The following is a 12,182-nucleotide window of genomic DNA, read 5'->3' on the forward strand; positions in this document are numbered from 1 at the left end:
AAGCCTTAGCGCATGTCGCGTTCGACACCAGACAGACTCGCCTGGAATGCCTCACGCGCAAATTGGCGCTCCATATAATCAAGCAGCGGCTTGGCAGGCCGCGGCAGTTCGATACCCAGAATCGGCAAACGCCAGAGTATGGGCAATAGGCAGCAATCCACCAGACTTTGTTCCTCACTGAGGAAAAACGGCTTGTCGACGAACAGCGGCGATACGCCCGTCAGGCTTTCACGCAATTCCTTGCGCGCCACGACCCGCGCTGGCTCCTTGGTCCGGGAATCCAGGATCAGATCCACTAACCCGCACCAGTCACGCTGGATGCGATGGATCAGCAAACGACTGTTGGCACGCGCGACAGGATAAACCGGCAGCAAGGGTGGATGCGGATAACGCTCATCCAGGTATTCCATCACCACGGTCGACTCCCACAATGCCAGGTCACGATCGACCAATGTGGGCAGGCTGCCGTAAGGGTTCACTTCGATCAGCTTCGGCGGCTGACGCCCCGCTTCGACGTAAATGATCTCGGCGCTGACACCCTTCTCTGCCAGTACGATGCGTACCCGGTGGGAATAGTGGTCGGCGGGGTCGGAGTAACAGGCCAACCGATTGGTCACGCCCATGGCGATCCTCCTCGCTTGTTGAAATTATCGAAAAACGGAAAAACGAGCGCGCCCAGAGGGCGTCTCCCGTAACGCCTGGCAGGCCAGGCTCGTTACATGTCTAGAGACGCCCTTGGGCGCGCACGATTAACAGCAATGGCTTACAGCTTTATCAATGCACGTCTTTCCAGTATTCACGCTTGAGCAGGTAAGCGAATACGAAGAAGAACGCCAGGTACAGCAATACATAGGTACCGATGCGCTGATGCTCCAGCTTCACCGGGTTGGCCGAGTAGGCCAGGAAGGTCACCAAGTTCTTGACCTTCTCATCGAACTGCTCCGGGGTCAGGCTGCCGGTGTTTGGCAATACGGTCAGCTGGTCGCAGGCTTCATGGGTCAAAGCGGAGCCGGTCAGCGGATCGAATTGCTTTTTACCGTCTTCAACGATCTGAACCTGTTTGCAGCCTACCACCTGGCGCCCCTGGAGGCCGACCAGAACGTTAGGCATGCCGACGTTCGGGAAGACCTTGTTGTTCACGCCCCAAGGACGTGCAGGATCTTCGTAGAACGAACGCAGGTAACCGTAAAGCCAGTCGGTGCCACGGACACGGGCAACCAGGGTCAGGTCCGGCGGCGCGGCGCCGAACCAGGTCTTGGCGTCCGCAGGCTGCATGCCGATGTTCATGTGATCGCCCAGCTTGGCACCGGTGAACACAAGCTTCTCGAGCATCAGCTCGTGGGGGATGCCCAAGTCATCGGCAACGCGCTCGTAGCGCTGGAACTTGGCACTGTGGCAACCCATGCAGTAGTTGGCGAACGTACGTGCGCCGTCCTGCATGGCCGCTTTGTCGGAAACGTCGATGTCGACTTTTTCCAGCTCCGGACCACCGTGTTCAGCCGCGAAGGACAGTACAGGCATAGCAGCAAGAATCAGTACAGCAAATAGCTTTTTCATCAGCCAGTCACCCTTTCCGGAACCGGTTTGGTCTTCTCGAGCCTGGTGTAGAACGGCATCAGAATGAAGTAGGCGAAGTACAGGAAGGTGCAAACCTGCGACAGCAGCGTGCGTCCCGGAGTCGGAGCCAGTACGCCCAACACGCCCAGGATCACGAACGAGATGCAGAACACCACGAGCCAGATCTTGCTCAGCCAGCCTTTGTAGCGCATCGACTTGACGGGACTGCGGTCCAGCCACGGCAGGACGAACAGCACGGCGATGGCCGCGCCCATGGCGATAACGCCCAGCAGCTTGTCCGGGATCGCCCGCAGGATCGCGTAGAACGGCGTGAAGTACCAGACCGGGGCAATGTGCTCAGGGGTCTTGAACGCGTTCGCCTGCTCGAAGTTCGGCTTCTCGAGGAAGTAACCACCCATTTCCGGGAAGAAGAACACGATGGAGCAGAAGATGAACAGGAAGACCACCACGCCGACGATGTCTTTCACGGTGTAGTACGGGTGGAAGGCGATGCCATCCAGCGGTACGCCGTTCTCGTCCTTGTGTTTCTTGATGTCCACGCCATCCGGGTTGTTCGAGCCGACTTCGTGCAACGCCAGGATGTGCAGCACCACCAGGCCGAGGATCACGATCGGCAGGGCGACTACGTGCAGGGCGAAGAAGCGGTTCAGGGTGATGCCCGAGATCAGGTAGTCACCACGGATCCACTGGGTCAGGTCGTCACCGATGACCGGGATCGCACCGAACAGCGAGATGATCACCTGGGCGCCCCAGTAGGACATCTGGCCCCACGGCAGCAGGTAGCCCATGAAGGCCTCGGCCATCAGCGCCAGGTAGATCAGCATGCCGAAGACCCACACCAGCTCACGAGGCTTCTGGTACGAACCGTAGAGCAGACCACGGAACATGTGCAGGTAGACCACGATGAAGAACGCCGAAGCGCCAGTGGAGTGCAACAGACGCAGGATCGAGCCGTACTCGACGTCGCGCATGATGTATTCGACGGAGGCAAACGCTTCTTCCGCCGACGGGGTGTAGCTCATGGTCAACCAGACACCGGTGACGATCTGGTTGACCAGAACGAGCAGTGCCAGGGAGCCAAAGAAGTAGAAGAAGTTGAAGTTTTTCGGAGCGTAGTACTTGCTGAGATGGTCTTCCCACATCTTGGTCGCGGGAAAGCGCGCATCAACCCAATCCATGAATTTGCTCATCACGCTTTCTCCGTATCGACGCCAACGACAATGATGTCATCGGTCTCATAGGAATGCGGGGGAACTGGCAGGTTCAGAGGTGCAGGCTGCGACTTGTAGACGCGACCCGCCAGGTCGTAGTGGGAGCCGTGGCAAGGGCAGAAATAACCACCGACCCAGTCCTTGCCCAGGTCGGCAGGCGCCACTTCAGGGCGGAACGTTGGTGAGCAACCCAGGTGCGTACAGATCCCGATCAGCAGCAGGACCTCTGGCTTGATCGAACGCGTCTGCGGGTCGACATAGGTCGGTTGCGTGGAGTTCTTGGAGGACGGGTCGGACAACTGACCCTCGATCTTTTTCAGATTCCCCAGGATTTCCTCTGTACGGCGGACGATGAACACCGGCTGGCCGCGCCACTCAGCAATCATCTGCTGGCCTGGCTCGATCTTGCTGACATTCACTTTCACCGGTGCACCTGCGGCTTTCGCCTTGGCGCTGGGAAACCATGACCCCACGAACGGGACCGCAGCCCCCACCGCTCCTGCAGCACCCACCACGGATGTGGCTGCTACCAGGAAGCGACGCCGGCCTGCATTCACGCCGTCATTGCTCATTCAGTCCTCTCCCATCAGCTTTGTGGCCTGTTAGATCAGGCGTCTACTAAGTAAAAATCTGAACTTATAAAAATTTTGCCGAATGGTAATGAAAAGCCCCAATTCTGACAAGGTAATTACCAAGCGGCCAAACCGCCAAGCCTTGTAGTATAGGGGCTCTACGAATGTGGCAAGTTGTCACAGAGCAATTCTTTTGCCCATAAAAAAACGCCCAGCTCCGTGAGGAACTGGGCGCCTTTTGAAAGCGGAAGCGAAATTAACGCTTCGAGTACTGCGGACGCTTACGCGCTTTACGCAGACCGACTTTCTTACGTTCAACTTCGCGAGCATCGCGAGTTACGAAGCCGGCTTTGCGCAGAGCACCACGCAGAGTCTCGTCGTAATCCATCAGGGCGCGAGTGATGCCGTGGCGGATTGCGCCAGCTTGACCACTTACACCACCACCGATAACAGTGACGTAGATGTCGAATTTTTCGACGGTCTCGGTCAGTTCCAGCGGCTGACGAACTACCATGCGGGCAGTTTCGCGGCCGAAGAAGTTATCCAGGGAGCGGTTGTTGATGGAGATGTTACCAGTGCCCGGACGCAGGAAAACGCGTGCGGTTGCAGTCTTGCGACGGCCAGTGCCGTAATTTTGAGTCGCCGACATAATGAACTATTCCGTTAAAACTTCAGTTCTTGGGGCTGCTGAGCAGTATGAGGGTGAGCAGCGCCCGCATAAACCTTCAGCTTACGATACATGTCGCGACCCAGTGGGTTCTTAGGCAGCATGCCTTTAACCGCGGTCTCGATCACGCGCTCAGGGGCTTTGGCGATCAGCTTTTCAAAGTTGATCGACTTGATGCCGCCAGGAAAACCGGAGTGGGAGTAGTACATTTTGTCAGTGGTTTTAGCGCCAGTAACACGTACTTGCTCAGCGTTGATCACGACGATGTAGTCACCGGTGTCAACGTGAGGGGTGTACTCAGGCTTGTGCTTGCCACGCAGACGGCTCGCGATTTCGGTGGCCAGACGACCCAGGGTCTGACCAGCAGCGTCGACGACAAACCAGTCGCGCTTTACTGTTTCCGGTTTAGCAGTAAAAGTTTTCATTCTTTATAGCCTCAGGGGCCGCCCTGTAAATTAGACGGCGGATCTTACTGAATAGTGCGTACTTTGACAAGTCAAAGGCAGCCGGATACAGACGCTTTCGGGGGCTCGGGTCGGCGCGTCCGTTCAACGGCAAGATTCTTCGGCGGCGGCGCATCACTTCCACTGCAGAAAGAGGTGCGCAATTATGCAGATTGCGAAAAATATTTCAACCTGCTTTTATGATTGTTTTGCCCAAGGAGTTCCCGATGGACTATCGCCAGCTAGGCCGTACCGATCTGAGCGTGAGTGCCCTGTGCCTCGGCACCATGACCTGGGGTGAGCAGAACAGCGAGGCCGAGGCCTTCGCCCAGATCGAACGCGCCAAGGGCGCCGGCATCAATTTCATGGACACCGCCGAGATGTACCCGGTGCCCCCCAAGGCCGAGACCTACGCCACCACCGAGCGCTACATCGGCAATTATTTCAAAAGCCGCGGCGACCGTGCCGACTGGATCCTGGCGAGCAAGATCGCCGGTCCCGGCAACACCATCGACTACATCCGCGACAAGAACCTCAAACACAACCGTCAGCACATCGTCGAAGCCGTGGACGCCAGCCTCAAGCGCCTGCAGACCGACTGGATCGATCTTTACCAACTGCACTGGCCGGAGCGCAGCACCAACTTCTTTGGGCAACTGGGCTACCAGCACAAGGCCGACGAAACGTTCACGCCGCTGGAGGAAACCCTCGAAGCCCTGGACGAGCAGGTCCGCGCCGGCAAGATCCGCCATATCGGCCTGTCCAACGAAACACCGTGGGGCACCATGAAGTTCCTGGCCCTGGCCGAAGCCCGTGGCTGGCCGCGGGCGGTGTCGATCCAGAACCCGTACAACCTGCTCAACCGCAGCTTCGAGGTCGGCCTGGCGGAAATCGCCATTCGTGAGCAATGCGGCCTACTGGCTTATTCGCCCCTGGCGTTCGGCTTCCTGTCGGGCAAATACGAAAACGGCGCACGACCCGCCAAGGGCCGACTGACCCTGTACAGCCGCTTCATGCGTTACTTCAATCCGCAATCGGAAGCGGCCTGCAGCCGTTATGTGGCCCTGGCCCGCGAACATGGCCTGGACCCGGCGCAGATGGCCCTGGCGTTCGTCACCCAGCAGCCATTCGTGACCAGCAACATCATTGGCGCCACCACGCTGGAGCAACTGGACAGCAACATCGCCAGCCTCGACCTGAAGCTGTCGGACGAAGTGCTGGCGGGGATCGAGGCGATTCACAAGGATCAGCCGAACCCTGCTCCTTGATTGATTCATAGGCCCCATCGCGAGCAAGCTCGCTCCCACAGGGTTTCTGCGGTAACGGGAACCCCATGTGGGAGCGAGCTTGCTCGCGATAGCGGACCCAAGTTCACCACCGCATCAAAGCGACCGCGCAATGATCTCCTTCATGATTTCATTGGTCCCGGCATAGATCCGCTGCACCCGCGCATCCGCCCACGCCCGGGCAATCGGGTATTCCCACATGAAGCCATAGCCGCCATGCAACTGCACGCACTCGTCGAGCACCTTGCATTGCAGGTCGGTACCCCAATACTTGGCCATCGCCGCCGTCGGCACGTCCAGCTTGCCTTGCAGGTGCAACTCCAGGCAGCGGTCGACGAAGACCCGGCCAATCTGGATTTCGGTAGCCATTTCCGCGAGCTTGAAACGGGTGTTCTGGAAGTCGGCGATGGTTTTGCCGAATGCCTTGCGCTCGCGGGTGTAGTCCAGGGTCCATTGCAGCGCCGCTTCGGCCGAAGCCAGGCCGCCGATGGCGACGGTCAGGCGCTCCTGGGGGAGCTCTTGCATCAGGTAGGCAAAGCCCATTCCGGCCTGTCCGAGCAGGTTGTCCTTCGGCACGCGGACATCCTGGAAGAACAATTCCGACGTGTCCTGGGCCTTCATTCCGACTTTTTCCAGGCGCTTGCCCTTTTCGAAGCCCGGCGTGCCCGCCTCCACCAGGAACAGGCTGGTGCCCTTGGCGCCAGCCTTGGGATCGGTCTTGGCGACCACAATCACCAGGTCCGCCAGAAAACCATTGGTGATGAACGTCTTGGAGCCGTTGATGACGTATTCGTCACCGTCCAGCACCGCCGTGGTCTTCACCCCTTGCAGATCGGAACCGGCGCCCGGTTCGGTCATGGCGATGGCCGTGACCATTTCGCCGGACACCAGCTTCGGCAGGTACTTGTGTTTCAGCGCCTCACTGCCGTAATGCAGGATGTACGGCGCGACGATGTCGGAATGCAGCGAGAAACCGATCCCCGTCAGCCCCAGGCGGCCGATCTCCTCGATCACCACCGTGCTGTAGAGGAAGTCCGCGTCCAGCCCGCCATAAGCCTCTGGAAGGTGCGAGCACAACATGCCCGCCTCCCCCGCCTTGTTCCAGAGCTGGCGATCGACATGCCCCTGTTTTTCCCACTGGCTGTGGTACGGCACAGCTTCTTTTTCGAGGAAGGTTCGTACGCTGTCGCGGAACAATTCGTGCTCGGGACTGAACAGTGTTCTTGGGATCATGGCTCACCTTGATTATTGTTGGACGTGGTTATCCGATAGAGCCTAAGCCTGCGGTGTACGACAGGACACTGGACACATCCGACAAAAAATAAGACGATCCAGCCGTCTAGTGACCACTTTCCCCTATAAAAATAAAAGATGAATTATGTCTATGCACGCCTCCACGCCCTTGCGGCGCGTCAGCATCCTGGCAATCGACCGGGTCTTCGCCTTCACCCTCATGCAAGCCAAGGATTTTTTCCACCTGGCCAGCCTGCGCTATGGCAAACAACTGGGCCACGGTCTGACGCCGGCGTTTGAAACCCGGCTGGTCAGCCCCGATGGCAAACCGGTGAACAGCTTCAGCGATGTGATCATGCCGGTGGACGGTGGCTTGGAAAACACCGACATCATCATCCTGCCGGCCTTCTGGGATGATTTCGCCAGCCTCTGCCAACGCTACCCCCAGATACTGCCCTGGCTGCGCGAACAACACGCTCGCGGCGCGGTACTCTGCGGCGAAGCCACCGGAGTGTTCTGGCTGGCCGAGGCCGGTCTGCTCGACGGCAAGGAAGCGACCACCTACTGGCGCTTCTTCAATGCCTTCAAGGAGCGCTTCCCCCAGGTGCACCTGAACCAGGACAAGCACCTGACCGACGCCGACAACCTGTTTTGCGCCGGCGGCGCGACCTCAGCCTGCGACCTCTACATTTACCTCATTGAACGCTTCTGCGGCGCCAACGTGGCCCAGGCCGTGGCGCGGGACATCCTGTATGAAGTGCAACGCAGCTATTCGCCGGGACGGATCGGCTTTGGCGGGCAGAAACTGCACCAGGACGTGATCATCCTGCAGATCCAGCAATGGCTCGAAGAGCACTTCGCCGATAAATTCCGCTTCGAGGATGTTGCCCGGGAGCATGGCATGAGCATCCGCAATTTCATGCGCCGCTTCCAGACCGCCACAGGCGACAAGCCGCTGCATTACCTGCAACGACTGCGGATCGAAACCGCCAAGGGCCTGCTCTCCGGCAGCCGCAAGAGCATCAAGACCATCAGCTACGAAGTCGGCTACGACGACGCGAGCTTTTTCGCACGGTTATTCCGGCAACATACCGACCTGTCGCCGAATCAGTATCGGCAGCAGTTTCAGCAGGCGGCGTAGCCCGAGGGGCTGGCAACGATCCACTGTGGGAGCGAGCTTGCTCGCGATGGCGGTGGTTCAGCAGCACTGATGTTGACTGACAAGACGCCATCGCGAGCAAGCTCGCTCCCACAGGGTTTTACAGTGAACGACTGATTCGAGCGTACAAAAAAAGGCCTGCAATCGCAGGCCTTTTTTTGCTTTGCGAATCGCCCTACGGCTTATGCGCCCGCGACAGGAATTCGTGGGATTGCATCTCCAGCAAACGACTCAAGGTCCGCTGGAATTCGAAGGTCAGGCGACCGCCGGTGTAGAGGTCCTTGAGTTCGACTTCGGCCGAAATGATCAGCTTCACGTTACGGTCGTAGAACTCGTCGACCATGTTGATGAAGCGACGGGCGATGTCGTCGGTGGTGACGCTCATCTGCTCGACGCCGCTGAGCAACACGGCGTGGAAGATCTTGCCCAGTTCGATGTAGTCGTTCTGGCTGCGCGGGCCGTCGCACAGTTCGCGGAAGTCGAACCAGGCCACGTCGTCACAGGTACGGATGGCGCGGATCTCGCGGTTTTCGATGATCAGCACATCGTTTTCCACCGCCTGGGTGCATTCCGGCGTCAGGGCGCGGAAGCTCTTGCGCAGGCTTTCTTCGGCGGCGGCATCCAACGGAAAGTGGAACAACTCCGCTTGCTCGAGGTGACGCAGGCGGTAGTCGACGCCGCTGTCGACGTTGACGATTTCGGTGTGTTCCTTGATCAGCGCGATGGCCGGCAGGAACCGCGCCCGCTGCAGGCCGTCCTTGTACAGGCCGTCCGGCACGATGTTCGAGGTGGCGACCAGGGTCACGCCGTTCTTGAACAGCTCTTCCATCAAAGTGCCCAGGATCATGGCGTCGGTGATGTCGGAAACGAAGAACTCATCGAAACAGATCACCCGGGTCTCGTCGGAAAAACGCTTGGCGATGATGGTCAGCGGGTTCTTCTCGCCTCCCAGGGTCTTCATTTCCTCGTGCACACGCTTCATGAAGCGGTGGAAGTGCGTACGTGTCTTTTCCTTGAACGGCAGCGCTTCGAAGAAGGTGTCCACCAGGTAGGTCTTGCCACGGCCAACGCCGCCCCAGAAATACAGGCCCTTGACCGGCGCCTGGTCTTTCTTGCCGAACAGTTTGCCCAACAGGCCCGGCTTGTTGTTCGAGGCCGCGACCAGGTCGTCGTACAGGCGCTGCAAATGCCGCACTGCCGTTTCCTGGGCTGCGTCGTGGAAGAACTCCGGGCGTTTCAGATCAGCTTGATATCGTTCTAGGGGCGTCATATTCGTTAGCAAGGCAACAAAAACGGGCCGTCACTGTAGCGATGGCCCGGAGGAATGGCAATCGGCCCTTTTTCGGGCCGATGGCCGGGTAACGCGCCGCAATCAGTCCTGGGCAGGCGTCAGGGCAACGCGCAGCGCATCGATGGCCGCATCCCGGGCGACGCTGTCGGCGAAGGTCGGGCTGTTCGCCACGCACTCACCGTCGAGCCAGACGCTGAAACCCAGGTCGTCGCTGCGTACGTCCAAGGGCTGGCCGGACTGCAATTGCTTGGTCACCTGCCCTGCGGTCTTGCCGTCGGCAAAATTGTTCGAGAGCAACAGTTGCTCGCCATCGGCAGAAAGCAGGCGGAAACGGAAACTGCCGTCATCTTCGCGGAAGCTGACGAAACGTGCCGCCTTGGCCGCTTTCTTTTTGGTCTGGGTTGCCACCTGGACCTGGCTGACGAACGAACGCAGGCCAACGGCCTCGCGCAGTTCGTTGAGGAACGGCGTCGCCACGGCCCGGGCCTTGCTCGCGCCCAGTTGCAGGATGTCTTCAAGGTCCGACGGACGTTCGATGAACTGGTGATAGCGCTCGCGTGCTTCACCCAGCTCGCTGTCGAGCAACTGGAACAGGCGGTTCTTGGCTTCGCCCCAACCCAGGCCTTGCAGCAGTTCACTGCGGAACTCGGCGGACTGTTCGGCAGTGGCGAAGGCCTGGAACAGGGTGAACAGGTGCGAATTGTCCGGATCCTTGGCTTCGCCCGGGGCACGGGAGTCAGTGACGATCCGCGAGATCGCGTCCTTCATGTCCTTGGCGCTGCTGAACAACGGGATGGTGTTGTCGTAGCTCTTGGACATCTTGCGGCCATCGAGGCCCGGCAGCGTGGCCACGCTTTCTTCGATCAGCGCCTCGGGCATGGTGAAGAATTCCTTGCCCTGGCCGAACAGGTGATTGAAGCGCTGGCCAATGTCACGGGCCATTTCCACGTGCTGGATCTGGTCGCGACCGACCGGGACCTTGTGGGCGTTGAACATCAGGATGTCGGCGGCCATGAGGATCGGATAGCTGTAGAGGCCCATGGTGACACCGGCGTCCGGGTCTTCCCCAGCCTCGACGTTCTTGTCCACCGAGGCCTTGTAGGCGTGGGCACGGTTGAGCAGGCCCTTGGCCGCAACGCAGGTCAGCAGCCAGGTCAGTTCCGGAATCTCGGGAATATCTGACTGGCGATAGAACGTCACGCGGTCCACGTCCAGGCCGCCAGCCAGCCACGTGGCGGCGATCTCCAGGCGCGAACGCTGGATACGCAGCGGGTCATCGCACTTGATCAGGGCGTGGTAGTCGGCCAGGAAGTAGAACGAATCGGCGTTGCTGTCGCGGCTGGCGAGGATCGCCGGACGGATGGCGCCGGCATAGTTGCCCAGGTGCGGGGTGCCGGTGGTGGTGATGCCGGTCAGGATACGGGTACGCGTCGTCATGGGTTATCGCTTGTCAGACTGCTGTCAATTCGAGAGGCGCGGCAGGATCAGATCCTTGAGATCGGTCAGCTTGCCATGAAAAAAGTGTCCGCATTCTGCCACTTTCAGCAGCTCATGGGGGCGTTGGAGCGTGTCGGACCATTCGTAAACCAGTTGCGGATCGACCACTTCGTCGGTTTCCGGCTGGATCACGGTCAACTCGCCACCGGTCGGCAAGGGCGATTGCTCGTCCAGGCGCATCACCGCCGGGGCCACCATGAACAGGTGCTTGACCGGTTGCCCCTGGGCTTCCAGGCGCCCGCCCAGGCTGGCGGCGACAAAGCCACCGAAGGAAAAACCGAACAGGGTCAGGGGCAATTGCGGGTATTTTCCACGCAACCATTGGGCGACAGCCTGGGCGTCATCCACTTCGCCGGTGCCCATGTCATGAGTGCCGGCGCTGGCCCCCACGCCACGATAATTGAAACGCAACGTAACCAGCCCAGCATCACGGGCAGTGCGTTGCAGGGTCGAGACCACTTTGTTGAGCATGGTCCCGCCTTGCACCGGGTTCGGGTGGCAGATCAGCGCCAGGCCACGGGGGGCCTCGCTGTCCAGGTACAAGGCTTCCAGTTGGCCCACAGGGCCATCGATGACGACAGGGGTTTCGCGCATAAGCAAGGGAAAGAACTCCGTGACCCCGAATTGGGTCGACTCGTCTAGCTAAAGTCTGTGCCTGGCATGATTGCGATGTTCTTCGCGGTATACAGCGCAGGTCCGAGCCGTTAACGTAAAGCAAAGCCGTTTATAGAGGAAGGACTCGTGGAACACTCGCTCTTAGTTTGGTTGTTGCCGACTCTTGCCCTGGTTGCCGGTGTCGCCATTGGATTCCTGCTTGCCCGACTGCTGCCCAATGCGGTGCCCAACAGCACGCAACGTCAGCTGGACGACATTCAGGAACGTTTCGACAGTTATCAGAATGAAGTGGTCACCCACTTCAACAGCACCGCTTCTCTGGTGAAAAAACTCACCCAGAGCTACCAGGATGTCCAGGATCATTTGTCCGAGGGGGCCAATCGCCTGGCCCTGGACGAGCAGACTCGCCAGCGCCTGCTGGCCGCCCTGCAAGCCGATGCGGCACAGACGCCACGGGAACGCCTGACCCCACCTAAAGGGATCCAGGAACCGCCGCGGGACTACGCCCCCAAGGCCCCGAATTCGCCCGGCATGCTCGATGAGCATTACGGTTTGAAGAAGTAATCTGCGAGCGACACCCAAAAGCCCGCCCGATCACATGATCGGGCGGGCTTTTTTTAGCCCAGGAAA

Annotated in this window: 13 protein-coding genes; 3 read left to right on the plus strand and 10 right to left on the minus strand. The window is 59.3% G+C overall.

Annotated features, from left to right (window positions below; translation table 11 throughout):
- Positions 1 to 5: 5 nt before the first annotated feature.
- The 6 genes from AB7M32_RS27770 to rplM form a co-directional block, all read right to left on the minus strand.
- Positions 6 to 623 carry a glutathione S-transferase N-terminal domain-containing protein gene (locus tag AB7M32_RS27770; protein ID WP_003178195.1) on the minus strand — a complete coding sequence of 206 codons (618 nt, stop codon included), beginning with the start codon at positions 621 to 623 and terminating at the stop codon, positions 6 to 8.
- A gap of 151 nt (positions 624 to 774) precedes the next feature.
- The gene (locus AB7M32_RS27775) at positions 775 to 1,557 is read right to left on the minus strand and encodes a cytochrome c1 (RefSeq protein WP_072409545.1); all 783 of its coding nucleotides are present in this window, start codon (positions 1,555 to 1,557) and stop codon (positions 775 to 777) included.
- On the minus strand, positions 1,557 to 2,768 hold the full coding sequence (locus tag AB7M32_RS27780; RefSeq protein WP_046063607.1) for a cytochrome b: 1,212 nt from the start codon (positions 2,766 to 2,768) through the stop codon (positions 1,557 to 1,559). The genes AB7M32_RS27775 and AB7M32_RS27780 overlap by 1 nt, the downstream gene beginning before the upstream one ends.
- Positions 2,768 to 3,361 carry a ubiquinol-cytochrome c reductase iron-sulfur subunit gene (petA, locus tag AB7M32_RS27785; protein ID WP_060740746.1) on the minus strand — a complete coding sequence of 198 codons (594 nt, stop codon included), beginning with the start codon at positions 3,359 to 3,361 and terminating at the stop codon, positions 2,768 to 2,770. Before petA ends, AB7M32_RS27780 begins: the two co-directional genes overlap by 1 nt.
- A gap of 256 nt (positions 3,362 to 3,617) precedes the next feature.
- Positions 3,618 to 4,010, minus strand: coding sequence for a 30S ribosomal protein S9 (gene rpsI / locus AB7M32_RS27790; protein ID WP_003205364.1), 393 nt, complete (start codon positions 4,008 to 4,010; stop codon positions 3,618 to 3,620).
- 14 nt (positions 4,011 to 4,024) lie between these two features.
- A complete protein-coding gene (rplM, locus tag AB7M32_RS27795) occupies positions 4,025 to 4,453 on the minus strand; it encodes a 50S ribosomal protein L13 (RefSeq protein ID WP_003205365.1) in 429 nt (142 codons plus the stop codon).
- A 245-nt stretch (positions 4,454 to 4,698) separates the two neighbouring features.
- Between rplM and AB7M32_RS27800 the strand changes: the two genes are divergently transcribed.
- Entirely contained in the window at positions 4,699 to 5,739 is a 1,041-nt protein-coding gene (locus AB7M32_RS27800) for an NADP(H)-dependent aldo-keto reductase (RefSeq protein WP_454251994.1), read from the plus strand.
- A 114-nt stretch (positions 5,740 to 5,853) separates the two neighbouring features.
- Here the strand turns inward: AB7M32_RS27800 and AB7M32_RS27805 are convergent, their stop codons facing one another.
- The gene (locus tag AB7M32_RS27805) at positions 5,854 to 6,990 is read right to left on the minus strand and encodes an acyl-CoA dehydrogenase family protein (RefSeq protein ID WP_060740744.1); all 1,137 of its coding nucleotides are present in this window, start codon (positions 6,988 to 6,990) and stop codon (positions 5,854 to 5,856) included.
- Between the two features lie 244 nt (positions 6,991 to 7,234).
- Between AB7M32_RS27805 and AB7M32_RS27810 the strand changes: the two genes are divergently transcribed.
- On the plus strand, positions 7,235 to 8,131 hold the full coding sequence (locus tag AB7M32_RS27810; protein ID WP_170842279.1) for a GlxA family transcriptional regulator: 897 nt from the start codon (positions 7,235 to 7,237) through the stop codon (positions 8,129 to 8,131).
- A 193-nt stretch (positions 8,132 to 8,324) separates the two neighbouring features.
- Here the strand turns inward: AB7M32_RS27810 and zapE are convergent, their stop codons facing one another.
- The 3 genes from zapE to AB7M32_RS27825 form a co-directional block, all read right to left on the minus strand.
- Positions 8,325 to 9,419, minus strand: coding sequence for a cell division protein ZapE (zapE, locus tag AB7M32_RS27815; protein ID WP_072409535.1), 1,095 nt, complete (start codon positions 9,417 to 9,419; stop codon positions 8,325 to 8,327).
- A 102-nt stretch (positions 9,420 to 9,521) separates the two neighbouring features.
- Complete coding sequence (locus AB7M32_RS27820) at positions 9,522 to 10,877, minus strand: tryptophan--tRNA ligase (RefSeq protein WP_454251995.1); 1,356 nt, start codon at positions 10,875 to 10,877, stop codon at positions 9,522 to 9,524.
- Between the two features lie 24 nt (positions 10,878 to 10,901).
- Entirely contained in the window at positions 10,902 to 11,531 is a 630-nt protein-coding gene (locus tag AB7M32_RS27825) for an alpha/beta hydrolase (protein ID WP_454252210.1), read from the minus strand.
- Between the two features lie 147 nt (positions 11,532 to 11,678).
- Here AB7M32_RS27825 and AB7M32_RS27830 point away from each other — a divergent pair, with 147 nt between their 5' ends.
- On the plus strand, positions 11,679 to 12,116 hold the full coding sequence (locus tag AB7M32_RS27830; RefSeq protein ID WP_003205372.1) for a YhcB family protein: 438 nt from the start codon (positions 11,679 to 11,681) through the stop codon (positions 12,114 to 12,116).
- Positions 12,117 to 12,182 lie beyond the last annotated feature (66 nt).

Source organism: Pseudomonas sp. R151218B TE3479, assembly GCF_053629195.1.